16 protein-coding genes and 1 riboswitch are annotated in these 20387 nt (G+C 65.6%); of the genes, 7 read left to right on the forward strand and 9 right to left on the reverse strand.

The genetic code is table 11. The features are described 5' to 3' along the window. Positions 1 to 194 precede the first annotated feature (194 nt). On the reverse strand, positions 195 to 1637 hold the full coding sequence (locus E3T29_RS12195; protein ID WP_134345672.1) for a helix-turn-helix domain-containing protein: 1443 nt from the start codon (positions 1635 to 1637) through the stop codon (positions 195 to 197). Between the two features lie 178 nt (positions 1638 to 1815). Between E3T29_RS12195 and E3T29_RS12200 the strand changes: the two genes are divergently transcribed. Continuing rightward, on the forward strand, positions 1816 to 3666 hold the full coding sequence (locus E3T29_RS12200; protein WP_134345674.1) for a phosphoenolpyruvate carboxykinase (GTP): 1851 nt from the start codon (positions 1816 to 1818) through the stop codon (positions 3664 to 3666). A 194-nt stretch (positions 3667 to 3860) separates the two neighbouring features. Further along, entirely contained in the window at positions 3861 to 6905 is a 3045-nt protein-coding gene (locus E3T29_RS12205) for a glycoside hydrolase family 38 C-terminal domain-containing protein (RefSeq protein ID WP_134345675.1), read from the forward strand. Between the two features lie 89 nt (positions 6906 to 6994). Here E3T29_RS12205 and E3T29_RS12210 read toward each other — a convergent pair whose 3' ends face one another. Continuing rightward, positions 6995 to 8902 carry an ABC transporter ATP-binding protein gene (locus tag E3T29_RS12210; RefSeq protein WP_134346006.1) on the reverse strand — a complete coding sequence of 636 codons (1908 nt, stop codon included), beginning with the start codon at positions 8900 to 8902 and terminating at the stop codon, positions 6995 to 6997. An 85-nt stretch (positions 8903 to 8987) separates the two neighbouring features. On the opposite strand from E3T29_RS12210, the gene E3T29_RS12215 reads away from it, so the two are divergent. From E3T29_RS12215 to E3T29_RS12235, 5 genes are all read left to right on the forward strand, one after another. After that, complete coding sequence (locus E3T29_RS12215; protein ID WP_134345676.1) at positions 8988 to 9929, forward strand: ABC transporter ATP-binding protein; 942 nt, start codon at positions 8988 to 8990, stop codon at positions 9927 to 9929. Then, entirely contained in the window at positions 9926 to 10789 is an 864-nt protein-coding gene (locus E3T29_RS12220; protein ID WP_134345677.1) for an ABC transporter permease, read from the forward strand. Before E3T29_RS12215 ends, E3T29_RS12220 begins: the two co-directional genes overlap by 4 nt. A gap of 11 nt (positions 10790 to 10800) precedes the next feature. Beyond that, on the forward strand, positions 10801 to 11625 hold the full coding sequence (locus E3T29_RS12225) for an ABC transporter permease (protein WP_241987814.1): 825 nt from the start codon (positions 10801 to 10803) through the stop codon (positions 11623 to 11625). 294 nt (positions 11626 to 11919) lie between these two features. Then, positions 11920 to 12780 carry a cytochrome b N-terminal domain-containing protein gene (locus tag E3T29_RS12230; protein ID WP_241987792.1) on the forward strand — a complete coding sequence of 287 codons (861 nt, stop codon included), beginning with the start codon at positions 11920 to 11922 and terminating at the stop codon, positions 12778 to 12780. After that, positions 12777 to 13730, forward strand: a complete 954-nt coding sequence (locus E3T29_RS12235) for a hypothetical protein (protein ID WP_241987793.1) — start codon at positions 12777 to 12779, stop codon at positions 13728 to 13730. Before E3T29_RS12230 ends, E3T29_RS12235 begins: the two co-directional genes overlap by 4 nt. A 79-nt stretch (positions 13731 to 13809) precedes the next feature. Here E3T29_RS12235 and E3T29_RS12240 read toward each other — a convergent pair whose 3' ends face one another. The 7 genes from E3T29_RS12240 to E3T29_RS12270 all read right to left on the reverse strand — a co-directional run bounded on the left by E3T29_RS12240 (position 13810) and on the right by E3T29_RS12270 (position 20377). Then, entirely contained in the window at positions 13810 to 15162 is a 1353-nt protein-coding gene (locus tag E3T29_RS12240; protein WP_166792403.1) for an MFS transporter, read from the reverse strand. 142 nt (positions 15163 to 15304) lie between these two features. Beyond that, complete coding sequence (locus E3T29_RS12245) at positions 15305 to 15661, reverse strand: hypothetical protein (protein WP_134345678.1); 357 nt, start codon at positions 15659 to 15661, stop codon at positions 15305 to 15307. Positions 15662 to 15694: 33 nt separating this feature from the next. After that, entirely contained in the window at positions 15695 to 16171 is a 477-nt protein-coding gene (ribH, locus tag E3T29_RS12250; protein WP_134345679.1) for a 6,7-dimethyl-8-ribityllumazine synthase, read from the reverse strand. Then, positions 16171 to 17430: a GTP cyclohydrolase II gene (gene ribA, locus E3T29_RS12255; protein WP_092339034.1), complete on the reverse strand. Its 1260-nt coding sequence runs from the start codon at positions 17428 to 17430 to the stop codon at positions 16171 to 16173. The genes ribH and ribA overlap by 1 nt, the downstream gene beginning before the upstream one ends. Beyond that, the gene (locus tag E3T29_RS12260) at positions 17427 to 18074 is read right to left on the reverse strand and encodes a riboflavin synthase (RefSeq protein WP_092339032.1); all 648 of its coding nucleotides are present in this window, start codon (positions 18072 to 18074) and stop codon (positions 17427 to 17429) included. Before E3T29_RS12260 ends, ribA begins: the two co-directional genes overlap by 4 nt. Positions 18075 to 18081: 7 nt before the next feature. Continuing rightward, a complete protein-coding gene (gene ribD / locus E3T29_RS12265) occupies positions 18082 to 19116 on the reverse strand; it encodes a bifunctional diaminohydroxyphosphoribosylaminopyrimidine deaminase/5-amino-6-(5-phosphoribosylamino)uracil reductase RibD (protein ID WP_241987794.1) in 1035 nt (344 codons plus the stop codon). A gap of 90 nt (positions 19117 to 19206) precedes the next feature. After that, positions 19207 to 19343, reverse strand: a riboswitch (FMN riboswitch). A gap of 59 nt (positions 19344 to 19402) precedes the next feature. Then, positions 19403 to 20377 (reverse strand): sugar-binding transcriptional regulator, encoded by a 975-nt coding sequence (locus E3T29_RS12270; protein WP_338061540.1) that lies wholly within the window; start codon positions 20375 to 20377, stop codon positions 19403 to 19405. Positions 20378 to 20387 lie beyond the last annotated feature (10 nt).

Below are 20387 nucleotides of genomic sequence, written 5' to 3' on the forward strand. Positions count from 1 at the left end.
AAAAGGACCACGCCTGATGCGTGGCCCCCTCACAGCAGAGCAGTTCACCCCGGCCAGCGCTACCGTGTACCCGGAATCGCGCTACCAAGTCGCCGGACTGGCGCTACCCACAAGCCCTACTCGCCAATCAGGCGCATGCGGTTCTCCTGTGAACTCTAAGCGGTCAACTACCTGCTTCAAACTATATGGTCCCGTTACTCCGCGGCGTGCGCCTCCAGAAACGCGTACACCTCGGAGTCGTCGACACCCGGAAACGTGCCGGACGGCAACGGCGACAGAACGTGCGCGTGCAGCCGGGCGCTCGGCCAGGCCCGGCCGGCCCAGCGCGCGGCGGCATCCGAGTTGGGGCGGCGGCAGCATGACTCGTCTGGACAGCGTGACACCGTGCGTTGGGTGGTCTCGCGCCCGCGAAACCACTTGGCCTGCGCGAACGGAACGCCGACGCTGATCGAGAATTCACCGGCATCCGTTGACCCGGTCTGGGTCGCTGACCAGAACGTGCCGGCCGGGGTGTCGGTGTACTGGTAGAACTCGGTGGTGCGGTTGGTGTGGGTGAAGGCGCTGCGGGCGCTCCACTGCTTGCAGACATACTGGCCCTCGATCGACCCGGTGACGTCCACCGGAAACGGCAGGTCGTCGTTTTCGTACCCTTTTTGCAGGGCGCCGTCGCCGTTGACCCGTAGAAAGTGCAGCGTCATGTCGAGGTGACTCGTGGCGAGGTTGGTCAGTCGCAACGCCGCCGCCTCGTGGGTAACGCCGAAGGCGTCGCGAAAGTCTTCTACGGCCAACTCCCGCTCCTGCTTGGCATGTGAAAGAAAGGCAACGGATGCCTCGCGCGGCATCAAACACGCCGCCGCGAAATAGTTGATCTCAAGTCGTTGCCACAGGAACTCGGCGTAGCTGCCCGGCCGTTCGTGCCCGAGCAACCGGTGGCCCATCGCCTGCAACGCCATCGACCGCAGTCCGTGCCCGCCGGGAATCGAGGCCGGCGGCAGGTAGATGCGGCCGTTGGCGAGGTCGGTGACCGACCGGGTGGAGTTGGGCAGATCGTTCACGTAGATCAGGTTGAAACCGAGCTGATCGGCCATAACGCTCACCTCGCGGTGCGTGAGCGCGCCGGAGATGTGGCCGCTCGCGCGCACCCGTTCCTCCACGAGCTCTTCGATGGCCGGCAGGTAGTTGCCCTGCTCGCGCATCCGCTCGCGCAATTCCGTATTGGCGCGGCGGGCCTCCTCCGGGGTGGCGATGGCCTCGCTGGCCCGGCGGGACAGCTCGCGGTGCAGGCCGAGCAGCGATTCGATCGCGGGCAGCGGCATCCCCTTGGTCACTTTCACGACCGGCAGGCCGAGCGCGCCGTAGAGCGGATTCTTCTGCGCCCGGTCGAGTTCGATCTCGAGCGCCGCCCGATTGTTCGGCGCTTCCCGGCGCAGCAGCTCGGCCAGGTCGACCGACAGCGCGGTCGCGAGTTCCTGCAGCGTCGAGAGTTTCGGCTCCCGGCGGCCGTTCTCGATCAGTGACAGCTGGCTGCCCGCGAGACTGACCCGCTCACCGAGTTGGTCGAGCGTGAGGCCGCGTTCGCTTCGAAAATGGCGGATGCGATGGCCGAGGGTGATCAGATCAGAAGCTTGAGGCGACATTCCTTAACAATATCTAAAGAATGAACATTCTTAACTGGCAATATCGCCGGTTCTCGTCTGCAGAGAGGACCATCCTTAATTTGTGGCCGAAATTATGGCCGTACGCAACGTCAAGTAAGCAACGCAGCCCGACGTTCCATAAATTTGCACCTACCCGAACAACCGGAAAGGCCAGAATATGACTCTCACCAACTCTTCCCTCCAGACCAACGGGGATGCGTACCCGTCGCGTACGGGCAGCACCGACCCCAACCTGCAGGCTTGGGTCGATGAGGTTGCTCGCCTGACCGAACCCGACGCCATCGTCTGGTGCGACGGTTCCAAGCGCGAGGCCAACGAGCTCTCCAAACTGCTCGTTGCTTCAGGCCAGCTCATCCGTCTCAACCCGGAATGGCGCCCGAACAGCTTCCTCGCCCGCACCAACCCGAAGGACGTTGCCCGCGTCGAGAACCGCACTTTCATCTGCTCCAACGATGAAGCGGATGCCGGCCCCACCAACAACTGGGCCGAACCGTCGGCCATGCGCGCCGAACTGCGCGGCGTCTTCGCCGGCAGTATGCGCGGTCGCACCATGTACATCGTGCCGTTCTCGATGGGCCCGCTCGGCGGCCCCATCTCGCAGCTCGGCGTCGAGATCACCGATTCCCCCTACGTCGTGCTCAACATGGGCATCATGACCCGCATGGGCGAGACCGTACTGACCATGATCGAAGCTGGCGACCCGTGGGTGCACACCGTGCACAGCGTCGGCTACCCGCTCGTCGACGCGTCGGGCATCACCCGTCCCGACGTCGAATGGCCCTGCAACGATGACAAGTACATCGTGCAGTTCCCCGACACCCGCGAGGTCTGGTCCTACGGTTCCGGCTACGGCGGAAACGCCCTGCTCTCGAAGAAGTCCTTCGCCCTGCGTATCGCGTCGGTCATGGGCCGCGACGAGGGCTGGCTGGCCGAGCACATGCTGCTCATCAAGCTGATCTCGCCGGAGGGCGGCGTGTTCCACGTGGCCGCCGCGTTCCCGTCGGCCTGTGGCAAGACGAACCTGTCGATGCTGCGCCCGACCATTCCCGGCTGGACGGTCGAGACCATCGGCGACGACATCGCCTGGCTGCGTCAGGGCGAAGACGGCCGTCTCTGGGCCATCAATCCAGAGGCCGGCTTCTTCGGAGTCGCCCCCGGAACCGGTGAAACCACCAACCCGACCGCCGTCTCCACCATGTGGGGCAACACCATCTTCACCAACGTCGCCCTGCGCGACGACGGAGACGTCTGGTGGGAAGGCCTCACCGACAAGGCTCCCGAGCACCTGATCGACTGGCAGGGCAAGGACTGGACGCCCGGCTCCGGCCGCACCGCCGCCCACCCGAACTCCCGCTTCACCGTTGCGGCCGCCCAGTGCCCGTCGATCGCCGACGACTGGGAAGCTGCCGGCGGCGTGCCGATCGACGCCATCGTCTTCGGCGGCCGTCGCGCCACCAACGTTCCGCTGGTGGCACAGGCCCGCAGCTGGAAGCACGGCGTGTTCATGGGCGCGACGATTTCGTCCGAGAAGACTGCCGCTGCTGACGGCATCGTCGGCGAGCTGCGCCGCGACCCGTTCGCGATGCTCCCGTTCTGCGGCTACAACATGGCCGACTACTGGGGTCACTGGCTCAAGGTCGGCAAGGAGCTCGGCACCAACGCCCCGGCGATCTTCCAGGTGAACTGGTTCCGCAAGGGCCCCGATGGCGGCTTCATCTGGCCCGGATTCGGCGAGAACTCGCGGGTTCTCGAGTGGATGATTCGCCGTATTCAGGGCACCGTCGACGCCGTCGACACCCCAATCGGCCTGCTCCCGGCCGAGGACGGCCTGAACCTCGACGGTCTCGACCTGTCCAAGGAAGCCGTCGACCAGCTCTTCGCGATCGACCAGACCAGCTGGCTCGCCGAGTGCGACCTGACCGAGGAATACTTCGACAAGTTCGGTGACAAGGTGCCGCCGGCACTGCGCGCCGAGCTCGCGAGCGTGCGTTACCACCTCAAGGACTAGTTTTCGCAGTGTGAACGGCCCCGTCACCCCTGGTGGCGGGGCGGCTTCGCGTTCCCCACCGCGGACGGGGCCTGGGCTCCGTCCCTGGGCCCAGTTTATAAACTGGGCCCAGGGACGTAAGGTGGGCCCCACCACAGGGATGCTCGTCGGCACGCCGCCTCGCTCGACGACAGCCATGGTCGTAGGATGCGAGCATGCATGACGACAGCGCACTCGTCGAGGTCCGGCTGAATCGGTTTGTTCGCGAACGGCTGCAGCCAGCGATCTATGGGGCTACCGCGCCGCTCACGGTCACGGCCTGGGTGGCGCCGGGGGAGCCGGTCTCGTTTGCGGAGGCCGTCTCGCATCCGTTTGAGCCGTTTGCCGTGGGCGAGGCGTGGGGGCGGCCCTGGGGCACCGTGTGGTTTCACCTGACGGGAACGGTGCCGCCGGAGTGGGCTGGCCTGGCCGAAACCCGCATCGAGGTCGTGGTCGACCTCGGGTTCACGGTCGCCGTGCCGGGGTTTCAGGCCGAGGGCACGGCCTACAACCCAGACGGGCGACTCCTCAAAGGCGTCGAATCGCTGAACCGTGCCGTCACGGTCACCGGCGAAATTGTCGATATGTACATCGAGGCGGCCGCCAACCCCAATATCGCCGCCGACTTCAGCTTCACCCCCACCCCGCTGGGCGACCTCGCCACCGCCGGCACCACGCCGCTCTACACCCTGCGGCAAGCGGATGTCGCAGCGCGCGACACACAGGCCTGGCACCTTCTGCAGGACGTCGTAGCGCTAGACGGCCTGCGCCGCGAGCTGCCGGCCGCCTCGCCCCGACGGGCGAACATTCTGCGGGCGCTGGAACGCTGCCTCGACCTTCTCGACCCCGACGATGTCGGCGGCACGGCGGCGGTTGGTCGGGCCGCCCTCGCCGACGTGCTCGCGAGCCCGGCGAATGCCAGCGCGCACCGGGTGCACGCTGTCGGGCACGCGCACATCGACAGTGCCTGGCTGTGGCCGGTGCGGGAGACGGTGCGCAAGGTCGCGCGCACCTTCTCCAACGTGCTCGACCTGATTGACCGGTACCCCGATTTCGTGTTCGCCGCCTCGTCGGCGCAGCAATACGCCTGGCTGCAGGACGGCTACCCTGAGCTGTTCGAGCGGGTGCGGCGGGCCGTCGCGGCCGGCAACTTCGTGCCGACCGGCGGAATGTGGGTCGAATCCGACACGAACATGCCCAGCGGTGAGGCGTTGGCGCGGCAGTTCGTGGCGGGCAAGGGGTTTTTCCTGCGCGAGTTCGGGGTAGAACCACTCGAGGTCTGGCTGCCGGACTCGTTCGGATACTCGGCGTCGCTGCCCCAGATTGTGCAGGCCGCCGGCAGCCGCTGGTTCCTCACCCAAAAACTCTCCTGGAACGACACGAACGTGTTTCCGCACCACAGCTTTCTCTGGGAGGGCCTCGACGGCAGCCGCATTTTTACACACTTTCCGCCGGTCGCCGACTACAACGCGCAGCTCTCCGGGCTCGAACTGGCCAGGGCCGAACGCCTCTACAGCGAAAAGGGTGTCGCGAACACCTCGCTCGTGCCGTTCGGCTGGGGCGACGGCGGCGGCGGACCGACCGAAGAGATGATCGCCGCCGCCCACCGCACCGCGTCCCTTGAGGGATCACCCACGGTCGAGCTGTCGAGTCCGCGGCGGTTCTTCGAGGCGGCGGAGGCCGAATATGCGGCGCCACCGGTCTGGTCGGGGGAGCTGTACCTGGAGTTTCACCGCGGCACGCTCACCTCGCAGGCCCGCACCAAGCAGGGCAACCGGCGCTGCGAACACCTACTGCGGGAGGCCGAGTTATGGGCGACGACGGCATTCATTCGGTCAGGAGCGGAGTATCCACGCGCGGCACTCGAAAACGCGTGGCAGACGGTGTTGCTGCAACAGTTTCATGACATTCTTCCGGGATCGTCGATCGCCTGGGTGCACCAGCAGGCGGAACGCGAGTATGCGCGGGTCGCGGGGGTGCTCGAAGGGGTGATCGAGGCATCCGTTCGAGCGCTGTGCGGACCGGGCGACGACGCGATTCTGCTGAACGCGGGGCCCTACGCCCAGGAGGGTGTGCCCGCACTCTGCGGTGTCACGCAGGTTGCGGATTCCTTTCTTGGCGCCACGATCGCGCGCTCCCCCGCCGGCTGGGTACTGTCGAACCGGCACGTACGCGTGACCATCGACGCCGACGGTCTCTTCACTTCGATCTACGATCGCCACGCCGAGCGCGAGGTCGTGCCGCCCGGAGCCAGGGCCAACCTGCTCACCCTGCACCGCGACACCCCCACCCAGTGGGATGCCTGGGACATCGATACCCCCAACGCACGCCTGTTCGAGACGCTCACCGACGCCGAGACGGTGGAGCAGCTCGACCACCTGCCCCACGGTCAGGTCGGCGTTCGCGTCACGCGGCGCTTCGGTGCCTCGACTATCACCCAAGACGTCACCCTGGCGCAAGACTCGAGTGCCATCGACCTCACGTTCAACATTGACTGGCACGAGCGGCAGAAACTGCTGAGGCTGAACTTCGCGCTCGACGTCGCTGCTGACCGGGCCGCCTCCGAAATTCAGTTCGGCCATATATTCCGTCCGACGCATGCAAACACCTCGTGGGATGCGGCCCGCTTCGAAACCGTCGCCCACCGCTGGGTGCACGTCGGCGAACCCGGCTTCGGAGTGGCCGTCGCCAACGATTCCACCTACGGGCACTCGATCACCCGCACCGCCTTCGCTTCAGAAGCGGATGCCGCACCCCGCATCGGCACGACCGTGTCGCTCTCCCTGCTGCGCGCGCCGCTTTTTCCCGATCCGACCGCCGACCAGGGGCGGCACGAGCTACGCGTTGCTCTGCGCGTGGGCGCGAGTATTCCCGACGCGGTATATGAGGGCTATCGACTGAATCTGCCGATCCGCAGCCTAACCGGCGTCGGTTCCACGCCAGTGGAGCCGCTATTCACTGTCGACAACCCGGCCGTCGTGATCGAGGCGGTGAAACTCGCCGAAGACGGCAGCGGCGACGTCATCGTACGGGTCTACGAGGCGCACGGTACCCGGGCCCTGGCCCGCGTCATCCGCTCATTCGAATCTGCCGCCGTGGTTGAGACCGACCTGCTGGAGCGCCCGGTCATCTCGGCGGCCGTCATCGAGGCCGATGACGCCGCCCTGACGCTGGAGCTGCGCCCGTTTCAGCTCGTGACACTGCGCTATCGGCGCATGTAACCCCGGTAGATTTCGCGACACGCCGTAATCGCGCTTCAATCTGTGCGGCGTATCGCATATTTACCGGTAAAACATACCGGCATGGCGGGCTAGACCAGCAGCTGGTGCTTCGCCAAGTCGCGATAGAGAGGAGTCGAGACGACGAGCTCGGAGTGCGTGCCGACGCCGACGACCTGGCCGTGGTCGAGCACCACGATCTGGTCGCTGTCGACCACGGTCGACAGGCGGTGCGCGATCACGATCAGGGTGCGGTCGGCCGCGACGGCGTCGATGGCCTCCCGCATCATCTGCTCGTTCTTGCCGTCGAGGCTCGAGGTGGACTCGTCGAGCAGCAGAATCGGTGGCGCCGCGAGCAGCGCCCGCGCGATCGCGAGCCGCTGGCGTTCGCCACCGGAGAGTTTCACTCCCGATTCGCCGACCGCAGCCCCGAGTCCGGCCGGGTCGCGGTCGAGTACCTCGCCCAGGTTGACCGCGTGCAGCACGGTGATGCAGTCCTCGTCGGTGGCGTCGGGGGTCGCGAGAGTGAGGTTGTCCCGCAGCGACCCGGCGAGCACCGGGGCGTCCTGTTCGACGTAGCCGATCTGGGCGCGCAGCGCGGTGCGATCCAGCGAGCGGATGTCCAGCCCGCCCAGTCGCACGGTGCCGTCCGAAACGTCGTAGAACCTCTCGATCAGGGCGAGGATGGTGCTCTTGCCCGCGCCGCTCGGCCCGACGAGCGCCGTGCGCAGTCCGCGCGGGGCGGCGAAAGAAACGCCGTTGAGCACCGGCCGCGGGTCTGTTGACGGGGGAGCGGTCTCGATATCGGCGGCGGCAGCATCCGCTTCGTTGGAATCAGCGTCGACCGGAGCGACCGCATAGCCGAAGTGCACGTTCTCGAAGCTGATCGCGGCGGCTTCGGGGCGCACCTTTTCGTTGGCGGCGCCGACCGTCATGGCGAGCGGGGCGATGTCCCGGTCGAACTGATCCTCGGCGGGCAGGTCGATGATCTCCTGGATACGGCCGAGCGCGCCGAGCGCGGAGTTGACCGAGGTGATCGCGCCGAAGAACTGTCCGAGCGGCATGATCATCATGAATAGAAACAGAATGAACGCGACCAGGTCGGCGATGGTGATGGCGTCGCTCGCGACCCGAAAACCGCCGACGCCGAGCACCACGAGAAACGACACCTGCATGGCGATGCCGGCGATCGGTACGACGAGGGCGCTGATCTTGGCAACCTTGATACCCATGCGCCAAGCGCCGCGGGCGTCTTCCTCGATCACGGCGACTTCACGGTCGGTGGCATTGGCGGCGCGCACGGTGCGAATGGCGCTGATGGCGCGTTCGACGCTGGCCGCGAGGTCGCCAACCTTCACCTGGGCGGCCGTGCTGGCGGTGCGAATGCGGCGGGACAGCAGGATGACGGTGACCACCGACACTGCGATGACGAGCACGGTCAGGCCGAGCAGTACCGGGTCGATGATGAGCATCGCCACGAGTGCGCCGATGAAGGTGAGCGACCCGCCGATCGCTTCGACCAAGCCCTGGGTGAGTACCGCGCGCAGCAGGGTGGTGTCGCTGCCGACGCGGGAGACGAGGTCTCCGGTGCGGCGGGCGTCGAATTCGCTGATCGGCAGTCGCAGCAGTCGCCCGACCAGTTTGCGCCGGCTGGAGAGCACGACGCCCTCGCCGGTGCGCTGCAGCAGATAGTGCTGGTAGCCGCTGATCAGGCCCGAAATGACCACGAGCGCAATCAGCACACCAACGAGCGACCCGAGTGGGTCATTCGCCTGCACGATCGTGATGACCTGGCTGACGAGCAGCGGCTGGGCCAGGCTCGCGGCGGCGCCCAGCACGCTCAGAACGATGACGACGCTGAGCACCTTTTTGTGCTCGAACAGGTAGGGCAATAACTGGCTGAACGTGGCGCGGGGACCGGCGGGAACGGGTCGGCCGCGTCGGCCGCGCGGCGTCTTCCCCGCGCTCGAGGAAGCGGATGCAGCAGCGGATTCGGGCACACGGGTAGCGGTAGTCACCAGAGAATCGTAGCTGCCGAAGATGCGAACAATCCCCAGTGTCACCGGTGCGGTCTAGGTTAGAACTGTGCCAGAGCCTGTCATCGCCACCCAGAATCTCGTCAAAAGTTATCCGGTCAAGAACGCAAGCGATTTCGTCGCCGTCGACGGCATCAGCTTTGAGGTTGCGCCGGGGGAGTCCTTCGGGCTGCTCGGGCCCAACGGCGCCGGTAAATCCACGACGATGCGCATGATCGGTGCGGTCTCCACCCGCAAGAGCGGCGACCTGACTGTGCTCGGCCTCGACCCCAATCGGTATGGTCCCAAGATTCGCTCCCAGCTCGGTGTCGTTCCGCAGGAGAACAACCTCGACATGGAACTCAAGGTGCGAGAGAACCTACTGGTCTACGGCCGCTACTTCGGGCTGCCGCGCGCCCGGGTGGCCCGTCGGGCCGACGAACTGCTCGAGTTCGCGCAGCTCGCCGACAAGGCCTCCGCCAAGGTCGACGACCTGTCCGGCGGCATGAAGCGTCGCCTCACCATCGCCCGGGCCCTCATCAACGACCCGCGCATCCTGCTCCTCGACGAACCGACCACCGGCCTCGACCCGCAGGCACGCCACATTCTCTGGGACCGCCTCTTCCGCCTGAAAGAGCAGGGCACGACGCTACTCCTCACCACCCACTATATGGACGAAGCCGAGCAGCTCTGCGACCGCCTCGTCGTGGTCGACCAGGGGCGCATCATGGCCGAGGGTTCCCCGGCCGACCTCATTCGCCGCTACTCCTCGCGCGAAGTGCTCGAAGTGCGGTTCGGGTCCACCCAGAACGCCGAGGTCGCGGGCCGCATCGAGGGCTATGGCGAGCGGGTCGACGTGCTGCCCGACCGCATCCTGGTCTACAGCGACAGCGGCGAGAATGAATTAGAGCGGATGACCGCAGCCGGCCTCCACCCGATCACCAGCCTCGTTCGTCGCTCCAGCCTCGAAGACGTGTTCCTGCGGCTCACCGGCCGAAACCTGATCGAATGAGCACGCTTTCCGATAACACGAGCGACGGCATCCGCTCTGATGCGCTCGCGGCGGCGGTCGCGCAGGCCGCGCGTACCCGCCGTTACGGCTCCTGGTATGTGGCCGAACACCGATTTCGGGTGATGCGGTCGTATGCCCAGACCGTGCTGTTCACAGCAATCGGCAGCCCGCTGGTCTACCTGTACGCGATGGGGGTAGGCCTGGCAAGCCTCGTCGATGGCAATCTCGGCGACGACGCCGTCAACGGGGTGAGCTACCTCTCCTTCCTCGCCCCGGCGTTGCTCGCCAGCAGTGCGATCGCGGTGGCATCCGAAGAGTTCACCTACCCGATCATGCTCGGCTTCAAGTGGAACCCCACCTTCTTCGGCATGAATGCGAGCTCGATTCAGCCCGGCCAGATCATCAACGGCATCGTCATCTCGGTCGCCGCGCGCATGCTGCTCACCTGTGCCCTCTTCTTCGTCTTCATGCTGGTCTTCGGGGCGGTACCGGGGCCACTGGGGTTCGTCGCTGTGCTCGTGGCGCTGCTCACCGGCCTGGCCTTCGGGGCGCTCGTGATGGCCTACACGGCCACCCTCAAAGACGACACCGGACAGCTCGCCATGGTGCAACGCTTCGTCATTTTGCCGATGACCCTGTTCTCGGGCACGTTTTTTCCCCTCGATGTGCTGCCACCGTACCTGCAGTGGATCGGCTGGATCTCGCCGCTCTGGCACGGCACCGAACTCTCTCGAGTCTTCGCCTACGGTATGCCGGAGCCGATCTGGTTGAGCCTCGTGCACGTGCTCTATCTCGCCGCGCTGCTGGCCGTCGGCTGGATCTGTGCCCGCCGCCTCACGGCCGACAGGTTGAACAAGTGACCGGGCCGCAGCTGTCTCCGTCGACGATCGCGGCGGGCGCTCGCCCGCCGCGCGCGTTCGGCCACCTTTATGCTGGCAACGCGCGCAGTGTCATGGCGCGCGGCTGGCGAGCGACCCGCAGCACTAACTCCCTCGTCGTACTGAGCGGCTTCGTCGAGCCCATCTTCTACCTGCTGTCAATGGGCCTCGGCCTCGGGGCACTGATCGGGCAGGTGCAGACCGCCGACGGCACCCAGGTACCCTACGCAGCGTTCATTGCCCCGGCCCTGCTCGCTGTCGCCGCGATGAACGGCGCGATCTACGACTCGACCTGGAACGTGTTCTTCAAGATGCAGTTCGCCAAGCTTTACGAGGGCATGCTGTCCACCTCGCTCGGCCCGCTCGACGTCGCACTCGGCGAGATCTCCCTGGCCCTACTGCGCGGACTGCTCTACGCGACCGGATTCATGCTCGTCATGCAGGCGCTCGGCCTCAACCTGTCCTGGTGGGCGTTGCTCGCCCTGCCCGCCGTGCTGCTCATCGCGTTCGGCTTTGCGAGCGTGGGCATGGCGGTCACAAGCTACATGAAGACCTTTCAGCAGATGGACTGGATCAACTTCGTGTTGCTGCCGATGTTTCTGTTTTCGGCGACGTTCTACCCGCTCAGCGTCTACCCGCAGGGTATCCAGTACGTGATCCAGGCGCTGCCGCTCTGGCACGGTGTCGAGCTCGTGCGGGCACTGACCACCGGCCAGGTCAACCTTGGGCTGCTCTGGCACGTGCTCTACTATGCCGTGATGATCGTGGTCGGTTTGGTCCTCACCACGCGTCGTCTGCGGGCGCTGTTCCTCGACTGACGCTTGGTCTCGACACGCGCGTAGAGAGCGCACCTCAACCAACGGATTCGCGGTTTCGACCAGCGAATCGCTGGTCGAGGAGCCGGCGTGTTTTTTGCCGTCGTCTCGAGGCCGGTTAGTCCGCTCCGAACGGATGTCCGTGACCAGTCTTTCCCGCTCGCCAGCGCAAAAAACACCAGACTAAATAGTGCCAAAAGTCCCTACTCGACGAGGACGCGCTGGTCTAGCGTGTTTCGAAGAAGAGCTTTTGTCAGACCAGATTCGGCAAGACTGCTCAATGGAGTGGAGCCTCAGATGAGCCAGTTCGTTGTATCCGTGGCCAGTGTTGACGATCCCGGGATCTATCTCGGCTGGGGCAGTCTGCAGATTCAGCTGGGAAACCTCGTTGTGATCATCGTAATGATCCTACTGTTCCTGATCGCCCTCGTCCTGCCCTTTCCCGGCGGGAGGAAACGGCCGGCTCTGGGCGGGCTTCCCGCTGCCCAGGTCACGCCCGGCATAGAGGAACATCACACGTGGACAGGCAAAGCTCGGGGCTGGCTGCTGCACCGTCTCCCGCCGGACAAGCTGCTCCCCGAAGACCAGCCCTCCTACGTCACATCCTGGATCTACGTCTTCGGTATGGCCGCCCTGGTCTCGCTCGTCTTCATCCTGGCCTCCGGGGCGGTCCTGGCATTGAACGGCCCGTCCTGGTACCACGTGTCGGAGCTGGGACACTTCGTCAACAGTGTTCACCTGTGGAGCGTGGAGCTCTTCTTCATGACCATGGTGGTTCACCTATGGGGTAAGTACTGGATGGCTGCCTGGCGGGGCGGGCGGGCCCTCACCTGGATCACGGGCATGATGGCCTTTTTCGTGTCGATCGTCACGGGATTCACCGGCTATCTTCTGCAAACCAACTTCGACTCGCAGTGGATCGCATTTGAGGGCAAGGACGCCTTGAATTCGGCCGGGATCGGCGCCTGGTTCAATGTCGCCAACGTCGGGCAGATGTTCACGTGGCACATCATCCTCTTGCCCGTTGCTGTCGGTGCCGTGGTCGTTCTGCACGTGCTGCTCGTGCGCGTGCACGGCGTTGTTCCTCCGCTGGAGGCGGCTGAGAGCGATGCCCAACTTCACCCGGCCGGAGCAGAAGCGAAAGAAGAACAGCGATGAGGACCACATCGGCGCGTAGGAAAATTCGCCCGGACGACGCCCTCGCCCGCCGACCGTGGCATGGCACGCTGCGCGAATACGACCTGTTCAAAGAGCTGACCGTCGCACTGGTCGTCGTCGGTCTGGTCACCGTTGTGGTGTCCGCAGTGCTCGGATCGCCCGACGACCCCAGCATCACGCTCAAGTCCTGGGCGGTAGCTGCTCCCTCCGATTTTGTCGCCACCGCGACCGCTGAACTCGGGGGCACCAGCGAAACAGCCGGGTACGGACCGCCCTACAACAACACCCCCGACGCCACCCAGAAGATTGGAGCGTTCGACCCTCAGACCTGGTCCGGAGTGCAGATTCCGATCGATACCGCGAAGGATTTCGTGATCGACCCGCTCTCGGCGCTCCCAAACCCACCGACCGCGTTGAAAACTTGGACCGGCGCCACGGACACGAAGCGCACCGACTGGGCTGCGGCGTATTCAGACGCGCTGGTCACGGCCGCGGGCAATAATCCCGCGAAAGTGGGAACAGGCGACTACGGTCCGGTTCCGGCTATGACGGATGCTCTGCTGCTCATGGCTCAACAGGGCGCGCTCGACGGGGTCTTGACGGCCAGGGAGACGTTCTACAACTTCGACTACACGCGGAGCATCCTTTTCCTGGGCGACGGCACGTATTTCCCCGACCTCGCAGCCAGCCAGCACCTGACCGGTGAGCAGTGGGGCATGATGAACGAGACGGGAAACACTCCCGGCCAGTCGTGGCTGTGGCTGTTCTCGTTCTGGTACCAGGTTGAGCCGTTCGCTTCCGCGCCGAATGCCGACCTGCTGGTCGTGCTTGTCATGCTGGTGCTCAGCGTGATGCTGATGCTCGTGCCGCTGATCCCGGGGCTACGGGACATTCCGCGCTGGATTCCCGTGCACCGCCTGATCTGGCGGGACTACTACAAACGTCGGTGATGGAGTCCCTCGCATGAGAGCGGGAGAATGGTTGCTCGAGTAGCGCGACCCATTCACCCGCTTTCGCGCGCCGAGACCGTTAGCGGTGCAGGTCGAGGTCTCTGGTTTCGCGGCTCAGAATCAACGCGATCAGGGTGATGACACCCATCACCGAGAGGTAGATGCCGACCCAGAACGGGCTGCCCTCGCCGATCGTCCAGAGCCAGACGGCGATGAACGGGGCAACTGCGGCACCCAGAATGGAACTCATGTTGTAAGCGAACGCCGAGCCGGTGTAGCGCACATTGGTTGGGAACAGCTCGGGCAGCAACGCGCCCATCGGGCCGAAGGTCATGCCCATGAGCGAGAAGCCCACGATGAGGAACAGCATCACACTGAGGTCACCGGCACCGAGCAACGGCACGAAGAGGAACCCGAACACGATGATGAACAGGGTCACGATGATGAGCGTCTTGCGACGTCCGTGCTTATCCGCCCAGGGGCCGGAGGCGAGGGTGAAGATTCCGAAGAACACCACGCCGAGAATCATCATGAGAATGAAGCTGTTGTAGGTGAAGCCGAGTCCGGGGACCTCGGCATCGGTGGCGGCACGACCGTAGCTCAGCGTGAAGGTGGTCATCAGGTAGAACAGCACGTAGGTGGCCAGCATGATGAACGTGCCGAGGATGAGTTCGCGCCAGTTGGACTTGAACACGGCCGCGAGCGGAAGCTTCTCAACCTTGTCAGCCTTGACGACCTTGGTGAAGACGTCACTTTCAACGAGGCGCAGACGCACCCAGAGTCCGACGATGACCATCACGGCCGAGAACAGGAACGGCACGCGCCAGGCCCACTCGAGGAACGCCTCCGACGGACGGGTCGGGTCGGTCGACGGTAGCGCGAGGGCGAGGCCGAGAAACAGGCCGTTGGCAATGATGAAGCCGAGCGGGGCGCCGACCTGCGGGAAGGTGCCATACCAGGCGCGCTTGCCGACCGGAGCATTCTCGGTCGCAACCAGCGCCGCGCCGCTCCACTCCCCACCGAGGGCGAAGCCCTGGGCGAGACGCAGGATGACGAGCATGAGCGGTGCCCACCAGCCGATCATGGCGTAGGTCGGCAGCAGGCCGATCAAAAAGGTCGCGATACCCATCGTGAGCAGAGCGCCGACCAGGGTGGCCTTGCGTCCCTTGCGGTCACCGAAGTGGCCGAAGAACAGCGCGCCGATCGGGCGGGCGACCATCGCAGCGCCGAAGACGGCGAAGGAGGCGAGCAGCGCGGTGGTGTCGTTGCCGGTCGGAAAGAACAGGTGCGGGAAGACCAGAACGGCTGCCGTCGCGTAGACGTAGAAGTCGTAGAACTCAATGGTCGTGCCGATGAGGCTCGCCATGATGATGCGACTCTTCGGATTGAGAGGTGTAGTCGGCGTCGATACTGACGCTGTGCTTGTTGACATGAGGATGGAACGCTTTCGAAAGGATGGCTGAGCGCCGACGAAACCCGCAAGTCGATCTGACTTCCCGCGGAAGCGTTTACGCACGAATGGTGGTGTGGCCGCGTGTAGAGGTCACAAAGCACCTTAGCCCGCTTTCGCGCAGTTACTTCCAGAGCACCGCGATGGCAACGTTGGCCAGGGTCAAGGCGCCAATGGCCCAGAGCACGAGCGATGAAACGCTCGGCTTCTTGCGGTTGACGATCACGAGCACGGTGATCACGATGAGCACGACCAGCTTGACGCCGATCTTGGCATTGTCGATGTGGCCGAGCGAACCCATCTCGATGATGCCGACGAGCAGCACGCCGGTGACCAGCTGCGTCAGCGCACCGTGGAACATTGCGGCGACGATCGTGCCCTTGCCGGCAATGATCGGCTTGATCTGCACGAGAAAGCCGCCGAGCAGCGAAGCCAGTCCGACGAAGTGCAGAATGAGCAGAATATTGCGTATAAGGTCCATGCGTTCAGCCTAGAGACACAAAGACGCCGCCCCCTACCCGATGTGCCCGCGCAACTCCCGAAGCACCAACGCGGTCGAGAGGGCAGCGGATGCCGCCTCCTCGCCCTTGTCTTCCTTCGACCCGGGCAATCCGGCCCGGTCGAGGCCCTGCTGCTCGTCGTCCAGCGTCAAGACGCCGAACCCCACAGGCTTGCCGGTGTCGAGGGCGACGCGGGCGAGGCCATCCGTTGCCGCATTCGAAACGAACTCGAAGTGGGGGGTGCCGCCGCGAATGATCACGCCGAGCGCGACGACCGCGTCGGCACCGCTATCGAGCGCGACCTTGCAGGCGACGGGCAATTCGAAGCTGCCCGGAACGCGAACGAGTGAGAATTCGGCGTTGCTCGCTTCGAGCACCCGGGTCGCGCCGGCGATGAGGCCGTCGGTGATGCCGGTGTGCCACAGACCGGCAACGATGACGAGCCGAAGGCCGCGTCCGTCAACGCTGATTGTGGGTCCTGTCCCAGCCATTAGGCGATTCCGTTCATGATTTCGATGTTGGAAATGTGGTGACCCATGCGGTCACGTTTGGTGGCGACATACTCCTCGTTGAACTCGCCGATACCCACGACGAGCGGCACCCGTTCGGTCACGGCGACGCCGTGCAGTTCAAGTTGACGCACCTTCTCCGGGTTGTTGGTGAGCAGCCGCACCGACTGCAAACCCAGATCGTGCAGGATGCTGGTGGCCGCGCCGTAATCGCGGCTGTCGCCGGGCAGCCCCAGCGCGAGGTTGGCGTCGAGGGTGTCGAGGCCGTCCTCCTGCAGCTCGTAGGCGCGCAGCTTGTTGATCAGGCCGATGCCGCGCCCCTCCTGGCCGCGCAGGTAGACGACGACGCCCCCTTCCGCCTGGATGATGTCGAGGGAGGCGTCGAGCTGCGGTCCGCACTCGCACTTGAGCGAGCCGAAGGCCTCCCCGGTGAGGCACTCGGAGTGCACCCGCACAATGGCGCCATTGACCGGGGTTCCGGCGACGAAAGCGACGTGGTCGGCACCGGTGGAGCGGTCCCGGTAGGCGCGTACCCGGAAGGCCCCGTGCCGGGTGGGCACCGTGGTCTCCACCTCGAAGTCGACCCGCGGGGCCTCGATGATCGGGGCGATCGTCGGCAGCGCCTCGTTCGGGTGGAACTCGTCCAGGTAGCTGATCAGGTCTTTGATCGTGATGACGAGCAGTCCCTCGCGCTCACCGAGTTCGAGCAGGCCGGGCAGGCGCATCATTTCGCCGTCCTCGGCGACGATCTCGGCGATCGCGGCGACCGGAACCAGGCCGGCCAGTTTCATGAGGTCGACGCCGGCTTCGGTGTGGCCGCCGCGCTCTCGCACGCCGCCGTCGCGGGCCCGCAGCGGCAGGATGTGGCCGGGGCGGTGCAGGCTGGCCGGGGCCGACTGCGGGTCGGCCAGCACCCGCAGGGTGTGGGCGCGGTCGGCGGCACTGATGCCGGTCGACAGCCGGTCGGCGGCATCGACACTCACCGTGTAGTTGGTGCCGAGTGGGTCCTCGTTGTTGAGCACCATCACCGGCAGGTCGAGCTGGTCGGCGATCTCGTTGGTCATCGGCGCGCAGATGAATCCGGAGGAGTAGCGCACGGTCCAGGCGATCCACTCCTGCGTGGCCAGCTGGGCGGAGATGATGACGTCGCCCTCGTTTTCGCGGCCCTCGTCGTCGGCGACGATGACCGGTCGGCCGAGGCGCAGGGCGTCGAGTGCGGAGGGAATATCGGCGAGGCTCATGATGCGCTCCTTGTTGCTGCTTCGGGCTGGGAATTGTGGGTGGCGAGGGCCAGCATCCGTTCGACGTGGCGCGCCAGAATGTCGGTCTCGATGTTGACCCGGTCGCCGACGGCGCGTTCGCCGAGGGTGGTGGCGGTGAGGGTCTCCGGAATGAGCGACACCTCGAACCACTGGTTCACATCGGTGGCCGGGCTGATGTTGCTCACGGTGAGGGAGACACCGTCAATGGCGATCGACCCCTTACCGACCACGAGCGGCGCCAGCTGGGCGCTGAGGCTGAATCGCAGCACCCGCCAGGCCTCGCCGGGGGTGACGGCGAGTACGGTGCTGGTGCCGTCGATGTGGCCCTGCACGATGTGGCCGCCGAGTCGTCCGCCGACGAGGGCGGCGCGTTCGAGGTTGACCGTGGAGCCGACTCTGGCGTCAGACAGGGTCGACATCGACAGGGTCTGGGCCATCACGTCGGCGGTGAACGTGTCGGGGGTGCGTTCGACCACGGTGAGGCAGACGCCGGCTACGGCGATGGAGTCGCCGTGACCGGCGCCGTCGACCACGAGTGGGCCGCGGATGGTGAGGCGGGCGGCATCCGCTGTGGTCTCGATGCGCTCGATCTGGCCGAGCTCCTCGATGATTCCGGTGAACATGGGTTCCTTAGGGTGTGAGCGGTCGGGCCACGATGAGAACATCGTCGCCGAGGCGGTCGAGGGAGTGGATAGAGAGGCGGCGCTGCTCGCCGATTGCGGCTACGCCGATGTCAGTGAGGGCCAGTCGCGGGCCGCCGATCAGCGTCGGCGCGAGGTAGACGAGGTATTCGTCGACCAGCCCGGCGGCCACGAACGCGCTCGCCACGGTTGGGCCGCCCTCGATGAACACGCTGCGCACGGCGCGTTTGTGCAGGTCGGCGAGTAGGCCGGGCAGGTCGAGGCCGTCGAAGAACAGCGGCTGCTGCGGGTGCGCAAACAGGGCAGAGGATGCCGGCGCCTCGCGTCGCCCGACCACCACGGGCACGGGCTGCCGGGGGAGCAGCCCACCATCGGCGTCGCGCGCGGTCAAGGCGGGGTCATCGGCGAGAACGGTGCCGGTGCCGATCAGGATCGCATCGGAGGCGCTACGACGTCGGTGCACGTCGAGGCGGGCCGCATCGCCGGTGATCCAACGGCTGGAGCCGTCGGCGGCGGCGGCGCGCCCGTCGAGGCTCGACGCCCATTTGAGAGTGACGAACGGGCGACCGAGGCGGGCGGCGACGAGCCAGTCGGCGAGAAAAGCCTCGCCGACATTGGCGCACAGCCCGCCCTGCACCTCGATGCCGGCGGCGCGCAGCCGGTCGGCCCCGCCGCAGGAGTGCTGGCCCGGGTCGGTCACCGAGTACACGACGCGGGCCACGCCGGCATCGATCAGGGCCTCTGCGCACGGACCGGTGCGGCCGATATGGTTGCACGGTTCGAGCGTGACAACGACGGTGCTTCCGCGAGCGGCGCCGGGGTCGAGCTGTGCGAGCGCGTCGACCTCCGCGTGCCGGGTGCCGGCGCCGCGGTGCCACCCTTCGGCGAGGGTCTCGCCGTTGGCATTCAGAATTACGCAGCCCACACGCGGGTTGACTCCGGTGGCGAGGCCCTGGGCGGCAAGCTCGAGGGCGCGGCGCATGGCGCTCTGCAGGCCCACGTTCACTGCCGCGTTGTTGGTCATCCCGCCCTCATCCGTGTCGGACGAGCTCCGGGGGCGTGGGTGTGCATCATCATGCCTAAAACCCGTCGGTCAACCGTAGGGGCCAACCAACTCGTGCGCCTCCCGTCCGGACTTTAACCGTCGGTGCTGGAGTTTCACCAGCTCAACCGTCGGTCCCTCGTCAAAGGGACTAACGGGTCGCGGACTTTAACCGCCGGTTCGGAATTACACCGACCCCGGAGCACGTGTAGTACTTCTAGTTATAGTGCAACAGCCTGCGCGCCGTGGTATTCCGTTCAATATCCGATCAGTTTGCCTCGACCAGGGCGCGGGCTGTGCTCTCGTCGACGAACAGGTCGGTGATGAGGTGTGCGGCCAGAGCGCCGCGCAGGCTCGCGAGCTTGGAGCGACCGGCCACAACGCAGATGCGGCGCGGGGTGCGGCGCAGCGCGGTGAAGTCCGGACCGGTGGAGCGTTCGTTCATGGCGATATCGTCGGCCGAACCGTCGGCGCGGTAGAACACTGTCGCGACGTCGCCGACCACGCCGGCCGCGCTGAGGGCGTCGAATTCGGCCTGCTCGAGGTAGCCGCCGGCGTAGACCCGGCTGATCACGCCGGAGAACGGAGAACCGAGGCCGAACAGGGCGATATCCATGATGGACTGCATATCGATCAGGCGACTGATGCTGCGCTCGCGCCACAGCGCCTGCTTGGTCGCGGGGTCGTCGAAGAAGGCCGGCACCGGAAACTGCTGCACATGCGCGCCGAAGGCCGTTCCGAAACGGCCGAGAATCTCACTCGCGTAGCCGAGACCGGTCGTACGCATATTCCCGGCGCCGTTGAGCTGCACGATCTGCGAGTTGTGCGTCTGCTTGGGCGTCACGTGCCGGCTGATCGCGTTCATGGTCGAACCCCAGGCGATACCCATGGTCATATTCGAGTCAAAGTATTGGCCGAGAATCCGTGCAACAGACAGGGCCACACGCTCGAGCCGATCGACATCGCTCGCGCTGTCCGGAACCGGAACGACGTGCGCGGTGATCTGAAATCGAGCCTCGATCTGCTGCTCGAGGTGACTCGGGGCATCGAGTGGGGACTTGATTTGGATGTCGACCAGGCCGGTCTCTCGAGCGTGGCTGAGCAGGCGGGAGACGGAGGAACGGGAGGTATGCAGCTCCTGGGCGATGGCATCCATTGTGAGGTCCTGCATGTAGTACAGGTGCGCGGCGGTGAGGGCATCGCGGCTGCGGTCGGACTGCACGGGGTCGGTCTCGAAGGTCACAGCGGCTCCT

Origin of the sequence: Cryobacterium sp. TMT1-66-1 (assembly GCF_004403435.1) — a bacterium.
GTDB lineage: Bacteria > Actinomycetota > Actinomycetes > Actinomycetales > Microbacteriaceae > Cryobacterium > Cryobacterium flavum.

Bases quoted from the DNA above. Each gene is read 5' to 3' on its own strand.
- E3T29_RS12195 (WP_134345672.1), bottom strand. From the start codon at position 1,637: ATGTCGCCTCAAGCTTCTGATCTGATCACCCTCGGCCATCGCATCCGC.
- E3T29_RS12245 (WP_134345678.1), bottom strand. From the start codon at position 15,661: ATGGACCTTATACGCAATATTCTGCTCATTCTGCACTTCGTCGGACTG.
- E3T29_RS12235 (WP_241987793.1), top strand. From the start codon at position 12,777: ATGAGGACCACATCGGCGCGTAGGAAAATTCGCCCGGACGACGCCCTC.
- ribD (WP_241987794.1), bottom strand. From the start codon at position 19,116: ATGACCAACAACGCGGCAGTGAACGTGGGCCTGCAGAGCGCCATGCGC.
- E3T29_RS12220 (WP_134345677.1), top strand. From the start codon at position 9,926: ATGAGCACGCTTTCCGATAACACGAGCGACGGCATCCGCTCTGATGCG.
- E3T29_RS12240 (WP_166792403.1), bottom strand. From the start codon at position 15,162: ATGTCAACAAGCACAGCGTCAGTATCGACGCCGACTACACCTCTCAAT.
- ribA (WP_092339034.1), bottom strand. From the start codon at position 17,430: ATGAGCCTCGCCGATATTCCCTCCGCACTCGACGCCCTGCGCCTCGGC.
- E3T29_RS12200 (WP_134345674.1), top strand. From the start codon at position 1,816: ATGACTCTCACCAACTCTTCCCTCCAGACCAACGGGGATGCGTACCCG.
- E3T29_RS12205 (WP_134345675.1), top strand. From the start codon at position 3,861: ATGCATGACGACAGCGCACTCGTCGAGGTCCGGCTGAATCGGTTTGTT.
- ribH (WP_134345679.1), bottom strand. From the start codon at position 16,171: ATGGCTGGGACAGGACCCACAATCAGCGTTGACGGACGCGGCCTTCGG.
- E3T29_RS12260 (WP_092339032.1), bottom strand. From the start codon at position 18,074: ATGTTCACCGGAATCATCGAGGAGCTCGGCCAGATCGAGCGCATCGAG.
- E3T29_RS12230 (WP_241987792.1), top strand. From the start codon at position 11,920: ATGAGCCAGTTCGTTGTATCCGTGGCCAGTGTTGACGATCCCGGGATC.